The sequence below is a fragment of the Heyndrickxia oleronia genome (assembly GCF_017809215.1).
Lineage (GTDB): Bacteria > Bacillota > Bacilli > Bacillales > Bacillaceae_C > Heyndrickxia > Heyndrickxia oleronia.
In genome coordinates this window covers 1957249-1976114 of sequence record NZ_CP065424.1, presented here as the reverse complement: position 1 = coordinate 1976114, position 18866 = coordinate 1957249, and the positions used below count along the sequence as shown (strand labels likewise).

Here is an 18866-nt window from a genome sequence, read left to right as displayed (position 1 = left end):
TTCGTCCTTTTTTGGATGAAGGGTTTTTTATTTATCTTTTTCTTTACTGCAAAAGTATAGGCTGGAGATTCTGCCGCTAAACAACCTACAAAAACAACTTTATTTCATTAACTTAAAACATTAAAAATGGGAATTTTACTAAAGAGGAAGAAACTTTATCAATCATATGAGAAGGAGGAAATACGATGAAGATTTCATTTATTGGTGCAGGATCCATGGCTGAAGCGATGATTAGTGGAATCATAAAGAAGAAATTGATTGACCAAAAAGATATTTTTGTAACCAATCGTTCCGATGATATTAAATTATCCACATTGCATGATAAATACGGGGTGCAAATAACCTATAAACTGGATGAACTCCTTAATGATGTAGACATTATTGTATTAGCAGTGAAACCAAAAGATGCCGATGAAGCACTTCAATTGATTCGCCCCTATATTCAGCCTATTACATTAATTTTATCTGTTTTAGCTGGAATTTCAATTTCATATATCCAGTCACTTTTAAATTGCCCAATTATACGTGCAATGCCAAATACTTCTGCCGCTATTGGAAAATCAGCAACAGCTATTGCTCTAAGTCCAGACGTTACAAAAAAACAATTAAATGATACAACAAAGCTTTTATCCGCAATAGGAAATACTACTATTGTTGAGGAAGAAAAGCTTGATGCAATTACCGGCTTATCTGGGAGTGGACCTGCTTATATTTACTATATTGTCGAGGCTATGCAGCAATCCGCAGAAGAAATTGGTCTTGAAGAAACAGTTGCAAAGCAATTGATTATTCAAACACTTCTCGGAGCAACAGAAATGCTCAGTGTTTCAGATAAATCTCCTGCAGATCTAAGAAAGGCAGTGACAAGCCCTGGTGGAACAACGGAGGCAGGAATACGGGTTCTCGAGAATAATCAAGTAAAGGAAGCATTTATACATTGTATTAAAGAAGCTACTTTACAATCTAGAAGACTTTCCAGAACAGTAAAAATAAAGTAATGATATACTTCATTCTATTGCATTTAATTAGGCTCTTTTCTCTTTTAACGAATACTATCGGTTGAAAACTGCTACATCTATCCTTTTACTGAGAAAAGAGCGGCAATTTCCATAAGAATCGCTAAATCTTTATTAGGTATAAAAGCCGGCTCTTAGGCATTTACAAAAGCAACAAACTATATAAAAACAGACAAAGGTCCCTCCCATATGCTGCCTTCCCAAGCAAGTTTCTTTCCTCAACCACTAGCTATTGCTATAATTTTTATTAATCTTTGAGGAGGGAAAGAAATGACTGTAAAATTATTTGAACCATATACACTTAAGAATATTACCATCAAAAATAGAATCGTCATGTCACCAATGTGCATGTACTCATGTGAAGCTGAAGATGGGAAAGTAACCGATTGGCATCGAACTCACTATACAAGTCGGGCCGTAGGGCAGGTAGGAATGATTATTCTTGAAGCTACCGCTGTCACACCACAAGGCAGAATTAGCCCTCAAGATTTAGGAATTTGGAATGATGACCATATTGAAGGATTATCAGAATTAGTCAAACTTATTAAGTCACATGGTTCTGTCGCTGGAATTCAAATTGCGCATGCAGGTAGAAAAGCCGAACTAGAAGGAGAAATTATTGCCCCTTCCGCTATTGCTTTTGATAATAAAAGTAAAACACCGAAGGAAATGTCTAAATCAGATATAGAGGAAACGATTGAGGCATTTAAACAAGGCGTTTTACGTGCAAAAAAAGCTGGTTTCGAAGTAATTGAATTACATGGGGCACATGGTTATTTAATCAATGAATTTTTATCTCCACTTTCGAACAAGCGAACAGATGAATATGGAGGTTCAGCTGAAAATCGCTATCGTTTTTTACGAGACATCATTGAAGCTGTGAAATCAGTATGGGAAGGACCGCTTATGGTTCGAGTATCTGCTAATGACTATCATGCTGAAGGATTAACTCCAGAGGATTATGTTCAATTCGGTATATGGATGAAGGAACAAGGAGTCGATCTTATTGATGTAAGCTCAGGTGCCGTTGTTCCAGCAAGAATCTCTGTTTATCCAAGCTATCAAGTACCATTTGCACAGGAAATTAAACAAGGCGTAAACATCGATACTGGTGCAGTAGGGCTAATTACATCTCCGCAACAAGCAGAGGAAATTCTCCAAAATGACCGTGCTGATTTAATCTTATTAGGACGTGAATTATTAAGAGATCCTTATTGGCCAAGAAAAGCCGCAAAAGAGCTTGGTATTGCGATAGACAGCCCCGTACAGTATGAACGTGGATGGAAATAAGAAAAGTTTGTTGTTGTTTAGCATATTTTTTGTAAAGTAATATTGAAAAGCAACAAATTATAAGAAAAGTATTTTTTTAAATGCCAAAGTACCTCAGAACTTTTGACTGAGGTACTTTTTTTGATAGCTGTTTCTGTGAATTTCGCTGATACACATTTTTCTGCATTTGGCTCCATTATCTGTTTCAAAACCTCGAGTTGACGCACATTTTTCTGCATTCGGCTCCATTATCTGTTTCAAAACCTCGAGTTGACGCACATTTTTCTGCATTTCGCTCTGTTATCTGTTTCAATACCTTTGGTTGACGCACATTTTTCTGCATTCGGCTCCATTATCTGTTTCAAAACCTCGATTGACGTACATTTTTCTGCATTTCGCTCTGTTATCTGTTTCAATACCTTTGGTTGACGCACATTTTTCTGCATTTTACTCCATTATCTGTTTCAAAACCTCTGGTTGATACACATTTTTCTGCATTTCGCTCTGTTATCTGTTTCAAAACCTCGAGTTGACACACATTTTTCTGCATTTCGCTCCATTATCTGTTTCAAAACCTTTGGTTGTCGCACATATTGTCTATTCTAGCCTTATAGACGATATGATATTTTGCTCATTTAGATAGATACTTCCATAAAATCATGTGCTATCAATGTTTGAGGGAAAATCGTTTTTGCTTCCTCAATTAATTGTTGCCAATCTCCTTTTCCATATCTTGAGCTAATATGTGTTAAGCATAAATTTTTCACATTGGCCTCATACGCGACTTTAGCAGCCTGAATAGTTGTTGAGTGGAAATAATTACGAGCCATTTCTTCACTATCCCCTGCAAATGTCGCCTCATGAATCAAGAGGTCAGCCTGTTGCGCAAGACGAATCGCATTTTCACATGGTCTTGTGTCTCCTAGAATTGTGACTATCTTACCTTTTTGATTCGGGCCAACATAGTCTTTTCCATGGATCAATCGTCCATCCTCTAGATAAACGCTTTCCCCATTTTTTAATTTGGCATAGATAGGTCCTGGAGGAATCCCGTCTTCCTTTAGCTTAACGGCATCTAAGGTTCCTATCCGATCCTTTTCAGTGATTCGATAGCCATAGCTATGAACAGCATGGTCCAATGTAGCCGCCTCAACGACAAACTGATCATCTTCAAATATAATGCCATCACTAATTTCCTCAATTATTAATGGGTATTGTAAATGGGTTTCACTCACCCTTAAGGACACTTCAATAAAATCTTTGATTCCTTTTGGACCATAAATGGTTAAGGTTGTGTCCCCTCCTTGGAAAGATCGACTTCCTAATAAACCTGGAAGGCCAAAAATATGATCACCATGTAAATGGGTAATAAAAATCTTTTCCAATTTTCTCGGTTTTAATGATGTATGTAAAATTTGATGTTGCGTCGCCTCTCCACAATCAAATAACCATATTGATTTTCTTTCTTCTAGCAATTTTAATGCAATAGATGTAACATTTCGTAACTTGGCTGGTATTCCTGCACCAGTTCCTAAAAATAAAATATCCAAGAGAGTCCCTCCCAAAAAACAACTATTTATTTATATTATCATATCTTTCATAAAATAGTCTTTAGTGCGTTAATTGCATATCAGTTGCTAATTCATATAAGAATGGAGTAAATTTAATACTTGGATGCACGAGAAAAAAGTAACACAATAAAAATTTTATGATTCTTAACTATTAACAACAAGTTATTGGTATCCTATAAACTAGAATGCAAAAAAGGAGAGAATAAACCACGATGACAACAAACGAAACACATACATCATTAATTATGATTTTCGGTGCAACAGGTGATTTAGCAAAGAGAAAACTATATCCTTCCCTCTTTCATTTATATAGAAAAGGCAAACTGGCTGATAAATTCGCGATTATCGGAACGGCTAGAAGCCCGTGGACACATGAGGAATTTCGTGCAAATGTTAAGGATTCCGTATTAACAGCACTAGGTTCCAATGAACAAATTGATGATTTTGCTTCTCATTTCTATTATCAACCACATGATGTAACTGATTCTGAGTCTTACATAAAATTACGTAATTTAGCTGGAGAACTTGATTCCAAATATGAACTACAAGGAAATAGAATTTTCTATTTAGCAATGGCCCCTGAGTTCTTTGGAACGATTGCAGATCATTTAAAATCAGACGGTCTAACGGAAACAGAAGGGTTCAAACGCTTAATAATTGAAAAACCGTTTGGACATGATTTAGAATCTGCAGAAAAACTAAATGCGCAGATTAGACAATCATTTGCTGAAGAAGAAATTTATCGTATCGATCATTACCTTGGCAAAGCAATGGTACAGAATATTGAAGTCATTCGATTTGCTAATGCTTTCTTTGAACCATTATGGAATCATCGTTATATTTCAAATATCCAGATCACTTCTAGCGAAAAACTCGGTGTTGAAGAACGAGCAAGATATTATGAAAAAAGTGGTGCCTTAAGGGATATGGTACAAAACCATATGCTACAGATGGTAGCGTTATTAGCAATGGAGCCCCCTATTCGCTTATCTACGGATGAAATACGTAGTGAAAAAGTTAAAGTCTTCCGTGCATTGCGTCCAATTGAAGGAGAGGAAGTAAATAACTATTTTGTACGAGGACAATATGGACCTGGTTCCATTGATGGTGAAAAGGTTGAAGGATATCGAAACGAATTAAACGTAGATCCTCAATCAAATACAGAAACATTTGTAGCTGGTAAGTTGATGATTGATAACTTCAGATGGGCAGGTGTCCCGTTCTATATCCGTACAGGAAAACGAATGACAGCAAAATCAACCAAAATTGTTGTCCAATTTAAAGACATACCAATGAATCTTTACAAAAATAATCATGATCAGTTAAATCCAAACTTGCTTGTTATTCATATTCAACCTGATGAAGGAATTACTCTACACCTAAACGCAAAAAAATCAGGTCAGAATATGCAAACCAATCCTGTCAAATTGAATTTTTCAAATGAAGGATCAAATGGAATTAATACTCCTGAGGCTTATGAAAAACTCCTCTATGATTGCTTACAGGGAGATGCAACAAACTTTACTCATTGGGATGAAGTAGCCTTATCATGGAGATTTGTAGATAAGATTTCAGAGGTTTGGGAAAATACAACATCTAGCACTTTCCCCAACTATTCTTCCGGTTCTATGGGACCAGACGATGCAGATAAACTTGTCGAAAAAGATGGATTTTTCTGGTGGAATGTAACTGATCTCGATGTAGAAGATTGTAAATAATAATTCTCCTAAACAAATCCGAACAATGCTTTTAAAAAGTAAGCAAAAGAAAAAGAATCCATTTTGAACAAAAATCAAGATGGATTCTTTTTTTAGCCTCTTTCCTCACGGCTGAAGTCCACTACACCTTTCATTTCCCTAAGAAAAAAGTTGCAAACTCCATAAGAATCCTGAACCCTTTATTGGGTGTAAAAGCTGGCAGTTGGGCTTTAAAGAAAACACCAATAACTACAATCATTTGTAACAATTTATCTTCAATTGCCTATGTTATAATTAGGATTCTATTATATAGGAGGATTGTGCCTTGTCTAGACAGCCAAATATTGATGATTATTTACAAAAAGGGATGTACGGGGATAAACAAATAAAACCTGATGAAAAGAGGAAATTTCTTGGTACATTTCGTGAGCGAATCATTATTGCCCTAAAAAAAAGCCAAGTAATGGAAAACAAGATTTATTTCGAGATTGAGGAAATGATGTTAAAGTATCCAAATTCGAAGCTTTTATTAAATGGAGACATAAATTATCCTTCTCTCTCTAAATATATACAAATTGCAAAAAAACGTGGGAATCCTTATTCCATCATTACGAATAATGATTCTAATACATCGATTGGATTAGTTCTTGCACTTGATTATGCTATTAATATTGAAAATATTTATATCACTAATGAACTGACTCCTAAATCAAAAAAACAGAAAAAAGCAAGCTTTTGGTCCTCTATAAAGAGTACTCTTAATAGAAGAAAAAAATAAAAGGCTTGCTATTTCTTTCTGTCATTGTTTTTTAAACCTTTTAACACTGCATTTTCACCATATTTTTCGCGTAATTGATCAATTGCTTTATATAAAGGTTCTTTAACTGCAGCCTTTTCATAGGAAAACAAATTAAGTTGTTCAACAGCATGTTGCTGATCGACAAGATCTTGCCCTGTAACCCCTAGTAAACGAACAGGATTTCCATTCCAATGCTTCATAAAAAGTACCTTCGCAGCATTATAAATATCACTGTACTGAATGATAGGATTATTGAGCTTTCGACTTCTTGTTATAGTGCTGCGGTTTTTGTATCTTATTGTAATGGATACATTTTTCGTTAGGTAGTTTTTCTTCTTTAAACGTTGTGCAGTTTCTAATGCTAACCTTTCAAGCACTTTTAGAAGCTCTTGTTGATTGGAACAATCCTTCGGTAATGTGGTCGAGCTGCCTACACTTTTAAAGTCATTTGCTGCATTAGGATCAACTGTACGCAAATCTACTCCATTTGCACGTTCTTTTAATTTCATGCCTCGAATACCAAGTATTTTCTCAAGCTGCTTTTCATCTGAATAGGCTAAATCCTTAATCGTTTGCAATCCTATATTCATTAATTTCTCTGCAGTTTTTTTTCCAATTCCATGCATTTCAATTAGTGGCAAAGTCCAAATCTTTTCAGGTATATCTCTTTTTCTCATAATGGTAATGCCCATTGGTTTCTTCATATCCGATGCCATTTTAGCAAGAAATTTATTTGGAGCTATTCCAATGCTGCAAGGTAAATCCAACTCATTTAATAATTGTTTCTGAATTTTAGTAGCAATTTCCAGCGGAGTGCCAAGCTCATAGCTCTCTGTAATATCAATATATCCCTCATCAATCGAAACGGGTTCAACTAACTCAGAATATTGTCTTAAAATATCAAACATCGCACCTGATGCTTCACGATACCGCTCAAAATTCGGTCTTAGTATAATCAATTTAGGACATAATTTCTTTGCTTCCCAAACTGCCATCGTTGTTTTGACACCAAATTTTCTTGCTTCATAGCTACAAGTAACTATAATGCCCTTCCGCTCCTCAGGATTACCTGCAACCGCAATTGGCTTCCCTTTTAGAGAGGCATCATAGGCCATTTCAACAGATGCAAAAAAGCTATTCATATCAACATGTAATATGACCCGTCCATTTTTTGGATAGTATTGCTTCATCTGCTCACTTCCTGTTCCATGTAAAAATGCATGTTTTCACATGCATTATATCTCTTGCTGTTTCATATATTCAATAATATCTTTTATTCCTTCTAATGATTGCACTAATAAATTAGGATCAATCATCGTAATTAATCGTGATTCAAGATTAGCAACACTCCGGAAATATTTAGTTCTTTGATAGGCCATTAGACCAATTTGTTTTAAAGATTCTTGTGGAATGTTTAAGATTTCCTTTGCCTCTTTTACGAGTAACCCTATGTGTAGTTCCTCCGTATTTAAAACAATAAGCTTGGATTGATCATTATTCAGTAAAGTAGTTTGGTAGAGAACTTGTTCAAAATCGATAACAGGAATAAGTTCCCCTCTTGATTTCACAATTCCTTTTACAAAGTCAGGTAAATTAGGAATTCTTGTTGCATTTTCAAATTTTTCAATGGAAATAACATGATCAACGGAGATTCCATATTCTTCATTTCCAACTTGAAATACAATTGCTTGTTCATTTAGATCCACAATCATAATCCCCCAAATATAATTTCTAAATCAGACCGCCTGTAGCGGCCTGATTCATTTTTATCTTTATGCGCCTGCCACTTCTTCAACAATGGCAACAACCATTTCAGAAAGCTTAACAAGTTCCTCAACTGGCATGCGTTCATTGGTTGTATGAATTTCTTCATAACCTACAGCTAAATTTACTGTTGGAATCCCAAATCCTGCAATGACATTTGCGTCACTACCTCCACCACTTTGCTCCAACTTACTTTCACGTCCAATTTTAGCTGCTGCCTTTTTCGCAATTTCAACGACTAAATCGCCATCAGCAAATTTAAAGCCTGGATACATGACTTGAACATCCACTTCAGCTTTACCACCCATTTCAACTGCTGCTTGTTCGAATGCTTCCTTCATTTTCGCTACCTGTGCTTCCATTTTTTCAGGTACTAGTGAACGTGCCTCTGCTAAAATAGTCACATGGTCACAAACAATATTTGTTGCTTGTCCACCCTCAAAACGTCCAATGTTAGCTGTTGTCTCTTCATCAATTCGACCAAGAGGCATTCTTGAAATTGCTTTAGATGCAATTGTAATTGCTGATACACCTTTTTCAGGGGCAACACCAGCATGTGCTGTTTTCCCAAGTATAGTAGCATTTACTTTTGCTTGTGTAGGTGCAGCAACGACGATATTTCCAACTTTTCCATCACTATCTAAGGCAAATCCGTATTTTGCTTTCACTAAATTTCGATCCAATGCTTTAGCTCCAACTAAACCAGATTCTTCTCCAACAGTAATAATAAATTGAATGGTACCATGTTCAATATTTTCTTCTTTTAATACACGCAACGCTTCAAACATAGCTGCAAGACCTGCTTTGTCATCTGCCCCAAGAATAGTGGTACCATCTGTTACAACATAACCATCTTTAATCGAAGGCTTTACACCATTACCAGGAACGACTGTATCCATATGTGAAGTGAAATAAATGGGATCAACATTCTCCTTTGTACCTTTTAAAGTACAGATCAAATTCCCCGCCCCATGTCCAGTTTGAGACATCGTATCATCTTCAAATACCTCAACACCTAAATCTTCAAATTTTTTCTTTAAGACCTTTGAGATATTTCCTTCATTTTTTGTTTCAGAATCAATTTGCACTAATTCTAAAAATTCATTAAGTAAACGCTCTTGATTAGCCATATGAAAGACCTCCAAAAATGTATGTATTCTTCTCTATATTAGTATATCTCTAAATAAGTGGATGGACAAATAAACATTCTCTCTTGGATATAAAAAAAGGAAAGTCTGCAATACAAATCACAGCTTTCCTTAATTATAGGTTAGTACGGAACTCTCTTACTATTATAAATGACAATGCGCTCATTAGATCTGCTTCCATTATGGAAAAACGCAATAATAACAGGTGCAAGAATTAATAAAAATATGGATGACATGAGTAAAAGAAATGATCCTGTGCGCAATTTTTTCTCACCGACATTTTCATGCTTTTTTAAAAATTCACTTGTTGCTTCATTTCCTAAAACATCAGCAGAATTAACAATCTGGTTATTATCTATATCATAATAGTAAATTTGCGAATTATTCCAGAAATAAATGTCCCCACGTACTTCCTTAAATGCGACAAAGAGCACTTTCACATTTTTATCCGTTTCTTTCTTATTTTCCATTACGGGAACATTGGTTTCAATTGAGTCTATCACATTTACAGAATGATTATCATAATATGTAACTTCGTCTTTTAACGCTTTATTAATATCTTCAATCATGGAGCTTTCACCTAGAACTGTTGTACTTGAAAAAGAAACTAAAAGCAGAGTTAAAAATATAAGAAAACCCAGTCGTTTCAATATTATCACCCCTACATATAATAAGTACTTCTACAATATATTCTAGATTAGCCTCCTTTTTTAAGTAATAAAGCAAAAGCAAGTAATCTGTAAATTATATTCGTTGGAAAAACATACTCATTTTATATCCATACTATGACAAGTTTGAAAGAAATATTCTTGAACTTGAAACATAAAAAGCGTTCCTCGGTTACAACGGTATATTCCCATGTTTTTTATACGGTCTTTCTTCCTTTTTGTTTCTCATCATTTCCAATGCTTGTATCAATTTAATTCTAGTTTCTCGCGGATCAATTACATCATCAACCATACCGCGGGATGCCGCTACATAAGGATTAGCAAATTTCTCTCGATATTCTTCAATTTTTTGTTTTCTTGTTTCATCAGGATGATCACTGCTATTAATTTCTTTCGCAAATATAATATTGGCAGCTCCCTCTGGACCCATAACGGCAATTTCTGCATTTGGCCATGCATAGACGAGATCTGCACCGATTGATTTACTATTCAGAGCTACATAAGCACCGCCAAATGCTTTTCTTAAAATAACGGTAATTTTTGGAACGGTTGCTTCAGAATATGCATACAATATTTTCGCACCATGTCGAATAATACCGCCATGTTCTTGCTTTATTCCAGGGAAAAAGCCGGTTACATCTTCAAATGTAATGATTGGGATATTAAAAGAATCACAGAAACGAATAAAACGTGAGGCTTTATCTGATGAATCAATATCTAAACCACCTGCCATGACCTTGGGCTGATTGCAAACTAGCCCCACTACTTCTCCTTTTATACGTGCTAGTCCAATAACAATATTTTTAGCAAATTCCTTTTGAACCTCAAAAAATGATTGATCATCAACTACTTGTTCAATCACCTTTCTAATATCATACGGTCTAATTGCATCGAAAGGAATCACATCCGTTAAGTCAGGTCGGTAATCATTTGACTCATCAGTCGGTTGTATTGGTGCTTTTTCTTGATTATTTTGTGGTAAATAAGTCAATAAAGTACGTACCATACTTAACACTTCTTCTTCATTTTGAGCGCGAAAATGAGCATTGCCACTAATCGAGTTGTGCACTTTAGATCCGCCTAAATCTTCTGAGGAAATTCTTTCACCTGTTACCGTTTCTATTACTTTTGGACCGGTAATGAACATTTGGCTTGTCTCATCTACCATAAAGACGAAATCAGTAATAGCAGGTGAATATACAGCCCCCCCTGCACATGGACCCATAATAACTGAAATTTGTGGAATGACTCCAGAATAAATCGAATTTCGATAAAAAATATGTCCATACCCATCTAATGAAACGACGCCCTCTTGTATACGTGCTCCACCAGAATCATTAAGACCGATAAAAGGAGCACCATTTTTTGCTGCCAAATCCATCACATTGGCAATTTTCTCCGCGTGCATTTCTCCAAGTGCACCGCCAAAGACCGTAAAATCTTGTGAAAACAAATAAATTGGACGGCCATTTACTTTAGCATATCCTGTAACAACCCCGTCACCAGGACCTTTAACCTCAGATAAACCAAAATCATGGCTTCGATGCTCGATAAAAGGATTTAATTCGACAAATGTGCCTGGATCGACTAACAAATCAATTCTTTCCCTAGCTGTTAATTTGCCTTTTTGATGTTGTTTCTCGATTTTTTCATCTCCTCCACCGAGCTCGATTTCTCTTTTTTTATCATATAATTCATTGATTTTTTCATATATATCTGTCAATTTCATTCTCTCCCTGAAGTATATATATTTCATCTTTCCTTTTTCTTTTCGCATAATTCATAGAGGACTCCATGTCCCGATTTTGGATGAAGGAAAGCGACTTGAGCACCACCTGCTCCGAGCTTAGGTTGTTCTTGAATCATCTTTATTCCTTTTTCTTTAAGCTCTTTCATCCGTGACTCAATATCCTCTACCCCAAATGCGATGTGGTGAATTCCTTGACCACGTTTTTCTAAAAATTTAGTAATTGTACTAGATTCATTTAATGGCTCCAATAATTCTATCTTTACATTCCCAGCATCAATAAACGCCACTCGAATCTTTTCTGAATCTACCTCTTCAATATGTAAGCATGTAAATGGAAGCGTTTCCGTATAAAAAGGCAAAACGTCCTCAATTGAGTGTACGGCAATACCAATATGATCCACTTTTTTCATTATGACCCCTCCCCTTGTTGTATCAATATATACTTATACATGAAGTGTCAAATTTCCTGCAATTATTTGATATTTTAGTCGTTACTTTCTCTTTCAACTCATACAATCTTTCATAAAAACGTCTTATTTAATTCTATTTATGGCTTGTCTTCGTTTCTTTTTGTGAATAAAATATGAATAAGGAATCCTTGAAATAAGGAGTGAATGTTTACATGTCTAAAAAAGCTCAAAAATTTATAGTCTATTTAATGTTAATCGTTATGCTGGCTTCTACTTTATTAATGGGACTCTCATGGTTATTATAATTGTCTCTTTTCTCATGTTTCTATTAAAGTAATGATTTTACTAATAAAAATATGTTAAATAACGATCATTCCTTGCAATACATTGTTCTTCAAAAGTTGAAAGTGAAAAAGGCGACAATAGGGCTTTTACACAGGCAACAAACTAGACAAAAAAGTCTTATAATAAAAAAATCCGGTCGATAACCGGATTTTTTTATTACCTATTAAATTTCCTCACAATATTGATCAAAGTATTCTTGTAGTTTATTTACGACAGACATCGGATCATGTCCTTCGATTTCATGACGCTCAACCATTGTTAATAGCTTCCCATCTTTTAACAGAGCAAATGATGGGGATGAAGGCGGATACCCTTCAAAGTAACTACGAGCTTTTGCTGTAGCTTCTTTATCTTGTCCAGCAAACACTGTGACAAGATGATCTGGTCTTTTATCATGATGAATCGCATGAGCAGCCGCTGGGCGTGCTATTCCACCTGCACAACCACAAACAGAATTGACAAGGACTAAAGTAGTCCCTTTTTGGTTTAATGCCTCATCCACTTCTTCTGCAGTTAATAATTCTTTATAACCAGATGCCGTTGCCTCTTCTCTTGCACCACGGACGACATCATTCATGAATAGATTGAAATCCATACTCATTTTCTCGCTTCCTTTCATACCTCAATTAATCTACCTATTCATCATAGCAGGTTTTTCCTCAATTATACAAATAATCAATTTCAAAAATAGATCAGCACACATTTGATATTTTTTATAAAGGAAAAGGTTTAAGAAATTTTAAAGCGGGTATGATATGAATACATCTAGATCCATACCCCTAAACTCCCTAGATGTTATTGGATAGCGATCGCTCGCTGTCCTTTTTTTATGTTTAATAATTTTTATTTCTCCTTTTTAAAGTAGGAGTGGAAAAGATCATTCACCGCATTTGTAACGGTTATATTTCCTTCAATCACTGATTTTTTATAAATTGGAAGTAGTTTCTTCACCTCAGAATGTTGGTAAAAGGACTGCTCTAGCCTTTCTGTGATTTGTGAAAACATCCACTCCTGTGCTTGTAGCTTCCTTCTTTCCGCAAAAGCTCCAGATTCACTTGTATTTTCCATAAAGCTAGTAATTATATTCCAAACATTTACAATGCCATTTCCATAAAGGGCGGAGCAAGTATAAGCTTTCGTTTCCCATCCTTTAGTAGCTGGCATAAGAAAATGAAGAATTTGATTGTATTCTTTCCGTGTTTTTTCTGCTAAGGATTTATTATCACCATCAGCTTTGTTCACAACAATAGCATCAGCCAATTCCATAATTCCTTTTTTCATCCCTTGCAACTGGTCACCTGCACCGGTAATAGTCAAAAGCATGAAAAAATCAACCATGCCTCTAACAATCACTTCACTTTGTCCAACACCAACCGTTTCTACAATAATCACATCAAATCCAGCAGCTTCACATGCTAGAATTGATTCTCTAGTTTTACGATGTACTCCTCCTAATGTCCCAGATGAAGGGGATGGACGAATATATGCATTTTCATTTTTTACTAATCTTTCCATCCTTGTTTTATCACCTAGAATACTGCCACCACTAATACTTGAACTTGGATCAATGGCAAGTACCGCCACCTTATGTCCTCGTTCACATAATAACATACCGAATTCTTCAATAAATGTACTTTTCCCTGCACCAGGTACACCAGTAATGCCAATTCGAATTGAATTTCCTGTAAAAGGCAGTAATTCGCCAAGTATTTCTTGAGCCTTTTCAAAGTGATGGGGTGCATTACTTTCAATAAGCGTGATCGCCTTTGAAAGAATCATTCTATCTCCTTGTAAAATACTTTCTACGAAATCAATCACAGAGGGATCTTCTTTCAGTCGTTTTCGAAATAGTTTTCTAGATGATTTCGTAAATCCATCATGTGTTGAAGAAATCCCTGGTACATAGGATGAGGTATCATGTTCATCATTTGACCATTCAGGTCGATTCAAATTAGTCATTTAATCCGTCACTTCCTCATAGCCTAAACGATGATAAATTTCTTCAATCACCTTTCCTGCTGCAACAGGAATGACTGTACCAGGTCCAAAAATCGCTGCTGCCCCATTTTCCTTTAAAAATGGATAGTCTTGAGCAGGAATCACCCCACCGATAACGACAACTATATCTTCACGACCTATTTTTTTAAGTTCTGCAACTAATTGTGGCAATAAGGTTTTATGTCCTGCCGCTAATGAACTCACACCGATGACATGGACATCATTTTCAGCGGCTTGTTTGGCTGTTTCTTCCGGAGTTTGGAATAATGGACCAATATCCACATCAAACCCTAAATCCGCAAATGCAGTTGCAATGATTTTAGCCCCGCGATCATGGCCATCCTGCCCCATTTTTGCAATTAATATTCTCGGTCTTCGTCCTTCATTCTCCATGAATCCCTCTGCCATTTCCTGCACCTCGGAAATCTCCTCTTCATTTGAAAAATGCGAGCTATATACTCCACTCACAGAACGAATCACCGCCTTATGTCTTCCAGAAACTGATTCAATCGCATCTGAAATTTCACCTAATGTAGCACGGGCACGGGCAGCATCGACCGCAAGCTCAAGTAAGTTTCCTTCTCCACTTTTTGCTGCCTTCGTAAGTTTTTGCAGACTAATCTTAATATCATTTTCATTTCGCGATGACTTTAAATGCTTCAACCGTTCAATTTGTTTTTGCCTAACCACCGTGTTATCAATATTTAAAATATCAAGAGGCTCCTCTTCCTCTAAACGAAACCGATTCACACCAATAATCGTTTCCTTCCCTGAATCGATGTATGCTTGCCTTCTTGCGGAGGCTTCTTCTATTCTCATTTTTGGTAAGCCTGTTTCAATCGCCTTTGTCATTCCACCTAGACTTTCAATCTCTTCAATATGCTCCCATGCTTTATTCATTAATTCATTTGTTAGAGATTCAACATAATAGGAGCCTCCCCAAGGATCAATAACATTTGTAATCCCTGTTTCCTCCTGTAAATATAGTTGCGTATTACGAGCAATTCTTGCAGAAAAGTCAGTTGGTAGTGCAATGGCCTCATCAAGTGCATTGGTATGAAGTGATTGTGTATGTCCCATTGCTGCTGCATGTGCCTCAATCAAAGTCCTCGTTACATTATTAAAAGGATCTTGCTCGGTTAAACTCCACCCAGATGTTTGCGAATGTGTTCGTAGTGCCAATGACTTTTTGTTTTTAGGTTCAAAAGGTTGGATTAATTGTGCCCAAATTCTTCTCGCAGCACGCATCTTTGCCACTTCCATAAAATAATTCATACCGATAGCCCAGAAGAACGATAATCTCGGAGCAAATGAGTCGATATCAATCCCTGCTTTTAAACCTGTTCGAACATACTCTAATCCATCTGCTAATGTGTAAGCTAATTCAAGATCTGCCGGTGCACCCGCCTCTTGCATATGGTAACCTGATATTGAAATGCTATTAAATTTCGGCATTTTTTTTGATGTATATTCAAATATATTCGCAATAATTTTCATAGACATTTCAGGAGGATAGATATACGTGTTACGAACCATATATTCTTTTAAAATATCATTTTGAATCGTACCAGCCAGTTTCTCTGGTGGTACTCCTTGCTCTTCTGCAGTTACTATATAGAATGCTAAAATTGGTAAAACTGCACCATTCATTGTCATAGAGACAGACATTTGATCAAGAGGAATCCCATCAAAGAGAATCTTCATATCCAAGATTGAATCGATAGCAACCCCTGCTTTTCCTACATCACCAACAACGCGCGGATGATCAGAATCATATCCTCGATGAGTGGCTAAATCAAAGGCAACAGATAATCCTTTTTGTCCCATCGCTAAATTTCTTCTGTAAAATGCATTACTTTCTTCAGCAGTGGAGAATCCTGCATATTGGCGAACTGTCCAAGGACGATTTACATACATCGTAGGATACGGACCTCTCGTATACGGAACCAAACCTGGTTTATCATCTAAGTGGTTTAATCCTTGAATATCCTTTTTGGTATAAAGTGGTCGAATAGAGATTTTTTCATTCGTTTCAAATAATTGGTCCTCCGTTATCGAAAGGGTGTCATACCGTTCTAGAGTAGACATTAATTCTGGTTCAATGATTTGAAAATTTGGTTTATTCCCCACCTATTCCACCTCCCATAATGACAACAACGCGGTTAATTTTTCGATCCTATTTTGATTTTTATTAATTGATCCAGAGATACCCTTATTCTTCAGTTGTGAAAATAATTCAGTTGTAATGTTCCCAACAATATCAATGATTGGTTTTCGATTATTTTTTGAAAACCAAGTTTCATATTTCCCTAAAAATAATTGATAAACTTCATCATTTCCACAAACACAATAATATGAGTAGTTGGTTTCTCTCATGAAGGTCTGCATATCATCTATATTCATGCATTCCTTGCTCCATGTAGCTTTTATCCCACCAGAAGCTAAAAATCCAGTTGCAAAATCTGCCCGTGCTTTATGATCCTTTAATGGTCCTAAACAGATCATTCCTGCATGAGGAGATACTCCCATTTGTTCTAGTTGATAAGATTTTTTTCTTAGCCTTTCAAATGGCTCAGATAATCTATTTACTGAAGTGTTCGCATTGTGTTTATGAAATTCAGCTGGGAAAGTGATTGGTTCTGCTAAATTAACATACACATTGGTTCCAATTAATGATTGCTTACCAGTAGCTATTGCGTTCTGTCTTTTTTCCAATACTTGATTGATTTCATCTTGAATCCAGTCTGATTTAAGAACGTCAATTATTCCACCTTTCGCATCGATTAATTGAAATAGCTCCCATGCTTTACTGGCAATTTCATTCGTAAGGGATTCAATATAATAAGAGCCGCCTGCAGGATCGATGACTTTACTTAAATGAGCTTCTTCTCTTAGGATCCATTGAATATTTCTTGCAATCCGAGCTGAGAACTCATTTGATTCTGCATAGGCCTCATCAAATGCTGCGACATGAAGAAAATCAATCCCACCAATTACAGCCGCGAATGCTTCATTGCCAGCTCTTAAGAGATTGACATATGGATCCAAAATGGATTTCGTTAATGAAGAAGTTTCTGCACTAGTGGTCACATGCTGATATTCTTTAGGTAATTGATAAGCATTTGCTACTGTAGACCATAATCTGCGAAATGCGCGAAGCTTAGCAATTTCCATAAAAAAGTTCGCACCTATTGAAAAGTGAAAAACTAGTTTTTCAGCAATTCTTTCTGGTTCCCATTGTTCATCCTTTAAGCTTTCTATATAAAATATCGATTCCGCAAGAGCAATGGCAATTTCCTGTATAGCATTTGCCCCAGCATTATGATAGGGGGCTGTGTCTATTAATATTGTTTTTAATTTTGGAAACTCATTATCTGCTTGCTTGATTTGTATGATCCATTCATTCAATTCCCTATCATCCAGGTTCACTATATCCCCTTTAGCAATTTTACGTGAAATTATATCGGTTCCTACAAAACCGTTTATATTTTCCTTCTCTGGATGCCTCAACAGTTTTTCCAACAAGCCTTTAAAATGGTTCTTTGTTGGTAAGAAAAGAGGTACCTTTCGAAACTCAATTCCTTTTAGATCAAAAAAATTAATTTGATCAAAATCATCGACTTGATCGACGTCAAATACAATGGTTTCCTGCCCTCTTTGCATAAAATTTTGAAGCATCGGGTAAAGATCTTCCCAGCTACTTTTCTTTATTTGTTGGGCAATTTTCCATCCATACTGCTTCCTTCCAAGCTCATCGAATCCTCTTGTATGGAAACCTGTACCAGGAATCTGCTCTATTTTTGTTTGATCAATATCTTCAACTGTATATAAAGGTTTCAAAGCAATATTTTCATACGTATCTTTAGTTGATATACCCCTACCCTTTAGTGATTGTTTAACTGCTTCTTCCCAATCTTCTATGGAATGAACAGGAAAGTTCTTTTGCTTTATGTCCTTTACATTCATCACCTGTTAAACCCCCTTTGTCCGTTGTAAACGATTGCAATTTTTATAAAATAAAATAGATTATGAATTACCTAATATTATTTTAATATAAATAAAGTTTTCAATCTACTTTTTCCCGATTTATTCTAAGTTTGTTTTAATGGAGCAGTAATTGTCCTTCCTGCCTATATTGAGGAATATTATTCCATATATAGACTAAAATTGTCTCTCATACTTATGTTGAAAGACATTTCTATACGAAAAATGAGAATAATGGCTCCTTCATGTACAAATAGTATATATATTGCAAAGGCTGTTTTTGTATGTTTTGTTACCTTATGTAAAAGGCTACTGCATGCTTTTTACACCTAATTAAGGGGTCTATATTTTACAGGAAAGTTCTTCGATTTATTCCTATTATCCTAAATAGCTACAAAGTTTGAGAAAAGAGCCTACAAAAAAGAACCCGTCATAATGACGAGTTCT

At 35.8% G+C, this 18866-nt stretch carries 16 protein-coding genes and 1 other annotated feature (1 of these 17 running past the window's edge); of the genes, 5 read left to right on the top strand and 11 right to left on the bottom strand.

What is annotated here, in order from left to right:
• Positions 1–12, top strand: a binding site (T-box leader); it begins 204 nt to the left of the window's first position.
• A gap of 173 nt (positions 13–185) precedes the next feature.
• Both proC and namA read left to right on the top strand, forming a co-directional pair.
• Positions 186–998: a pyrroline-5-carboxylate reductase gene (proC, locus tag I5818_RS09855; protein ID WP_078109409.1), complete on the top strand. Its 813-nt coding sequence runs from the start codon at positions 186–188 to the stop codon at positions 996–998.
• A gap of 288 nt (positions 999–1286) precedes the next feature.
• A complete protein-coding gene (namA, locus tag I5818_RS09850; protein WP_078109410.1) occupies positions 1287–2306 on the top strand; it encodes an NADPH dehydrogenase NamA in 1020 nt (339 codons plus the stop codon).
• Positions 2307–2920: 614 nt separating this feature from the next.
• On the opposite strand, the gene rnz is transcribed toward namA, so the two are convergent.
• Entirely contained in the window at positions 2921–3835 is a 915-nt protein-coding gene (gene rnz, locus I5818_RS09845) for a ribonuclease Z (protein ID WP_078109413.1), read from the bottom strand.
• A 233-nt stretch (positions 3836–4068) separates the two neighbouring features.
• Here rnz and zwf point away from each other — a divergent pair, with 233 nt between their 5' ends.
• Both zwf and I5818_RS09835 read left to right on the top strand, forming a co-directional pair.
• On the top strand, positions 4069–5574 hold the full coding sequence (gene zwf, locus I5818_RS09840) for a glucose-6-phosphate dehydrogenase (protein WP_078109414.1): 1506 nt from the start codon (positions 4069–4071) through the stop codon (positions 5572–5574).
• Positions 5575–5878: 304 nt separating this feature from the next.
• Entirely contained in the window at positions 5879–6331 is a 453-nt protein-coding gene (locus tag I5818_RS09835) for a YueI family protein (RefSeq protein ID WP_071976143.1), read from the top strand.
• Positions 6332–6339: 8 nt separating this feature from the next.
• Here I5818_RS09835 and I5818_RS09830 read toward each other — a convergent pair whose 3' ends face one another.
• From I5818_RS09830 to mce, 6 genes are all read right to left on the bottom strand, one after another.
• Complete coding sequence (locus I5818_RS09830; protein ID WP_071976144.1) at positions 6340–7542, bottom strand: DNA polymerase IV; 1203 nt, start codon at positions 7540–7542, stop codon at positions 6340–6342.
• A gap of 45 nt (positions 7543–7587) precedes the next feature.
• Positions 7588–8064, bottom strand: coding sequence for a chemotaxis protein CheW (locus I5818_RS09825; protein WP_058002258.1), 477 nt, complete (start codon positions 8062–8064; stop codon positions 7588–7590).
• Between the two features lie 60 nt (positions 8065–8124).
• The gene (locus tag I5818_RS09820) at positions 8125–9246 is read right to left on the bottom strand and encodes a tripeptidase T (protein ID WP_071976145.1); all 1122 of its coding nucleotides are present in this window, start codon (positions 9244–9246) and stop codon (positions 8125–8127) included.
• 140 nt (positions 9247–9386) lie between these two features.
• Positions 9387–9914, bottom strand: a complete 528-nt coding sequence (locus I5818_RS09815; protein ID WP_071976146.1) for a hypothetical protein — start codon at positions 9912–9914, stop codon at positions 9387–9389.
• A 190-nt stretch (positions 9915–10104) separates the two neighbouring features.
• A complete protein-coding gene (locus I5818_RS09810; RefSeq protein ID WP_173720035.1) occupies positions 10105–11655 on the bottom strand; it encodes an acyl-CoA carboxylase subunit beta in 1551 nt (516 codons plus the stop codon).
• A 29-nt stretch (positions 11656–11684) separates the two neighbouring features.
• A complete protein-coding gene (gene mce, locus I5818_RS09805) occupies positions 11685–12092 on the bottom strand; it encodes a methylmalonyl-CoA epimerase (protein WP_071976148.1) in 408 nt (135 codons plus the stop codon).
• 212 nt (positions 12093–12304) lie between these two features.
• Here mce and prli42 point away from each other — a divergent pair, with 212 nt between their 5' ends.
• Positions 12305–12397 (top strand): stressosome-associated protein Prli42, encoded by a 93-nt coding sequence (prli42, locus tag I5818_RS26205; protein ID WP_158022208.1) that lies wholly within the window; start codon positions 12305–12307, stop codon positions 12395–12397.
• A 203-nt stretch (positions 12398–12600) separates the two neighbouring features.
• Here the strand turns inward: prli42 and I5818_RS09795 are convergent, their stop codons facing one another.
• The 4 genes from I5818_RS09795 to I5818_RS09780 all read right to left on the bottom strand — a co-directional run bounded on the left by I5818_RS09795 (position 12601) and on the right by I5818_RS09780 (position 18401).
• Positions 12601–13038: a BrxA/BrxB family bacilliredoxin gene (locus I5818_RS09795; protein ID WP_071976149.1), complete on the bottom strand. Its 438-nt coding sequence runs from the start codon at positions 13036–13038 to the stop codon at positions 12601–12603.
• Between the two features lie 242 nt (positions 13039–13280).
• A complete protein-coding gene (meaB, locus tag I5818_RS09790) occupies positions 13281–14396 on the bottom strand; it encodes a methylmalonyl Co-A mutase-associated GTPase MeaB (RefSeq protein WP_078109415.1) in 1116 nt (371 codons plus the stop codon).
• Positions 14397–16538 (bottom strand): methylmalonyl-CoA mutase, encoded by a 2142-nt coding sequence (gene scpA / locus I5818_RS09785; protein ID WP_411818869.1) that lies wholly within the window; start codon positions 16536–16538, stop codon positions 14397–14399.
• 27 nt (positions 16539–16565) lie between these two features.
• Entirely contained in the window at positions 16566–18401 is a 1836-nt protein-coding gene (locus I5818_RS09780) for a methylmalonyl-CoA mutase family protein (protein WP_235849546.1), read from the bottom strand.
• Positions 18402–18866: the final 465 nt, after the last annotated feature.

Coding starts and splice junctions, on each gene's coding strand:
- proC (WP_078109409.1), top strand. CDS start 186: ATGAAGATTTCATTTATTGGTGCAGGATCCATGGCTGAAGCGATGATT.
- namA (WP_078109410.1), top strand. CDS start 1,287: ATGACTGTAAAATTATTTGAACCATATACACTTAAGAATATTACCATC.
- zwf (WP_078109414.1), top strand. CDS start 4,069: ATGACAACAAACGAAACACATACATCATTAATTATGATTTTCGGTGCA.
- I5818_RS09830 (WP_071976144.1), bottom strand. CDS start 7,542: ATGAAGCAATACTATCCAAAAAATGGACGGGTCATATTACATGTTGAT.
- I5818_RS09825 (WP_058002258.1), bottom strand. CDS start 8,064: ATGATTGTGGATCTAAATGAACAAGCAATTGTATTTCAAGTTGGAAAT.
- I5818_RS09820 (WP_071976145.1), bottom strand. CDS start 9,246: ATGGCTAATCAAGAGCGTTTACTTAATGAATTTTTAGAATTAGTGCAA.
- mce (WP_071976148.1), bottom strand. CDS start 12,092: ATGAAAAAAGTGGATCATATTGGTATTGCCGTACACTCAATTGAGGAC.
- prli42 (WP_158022208.1), top strand. CDS start 12,305: ATGTCTAAAAAAGCTCAAAAATTTATAGTCTATTTAATGTTAATCGTT.
- I5818_RS09795 (WP_071976149.1), bottom strand. CDS start 13,038: ATGAGTATGGATTTCAATCTATTCATGAATGATGTCGTCCGTGGTGCA.
- meaB (WP_078109415.1), bottom strand. CDS start 14,396: ATGACTAATTTGAATCGACCTGAATGGTCAAATGATGAACATGATACC.
- I5818_RS09780 (WP_235849546.1), bottom strand. CDS start 18,401: ATGAATGTAAAGGACATAAAGCAAAAGAACTTTCCTGTTCATTCCATA.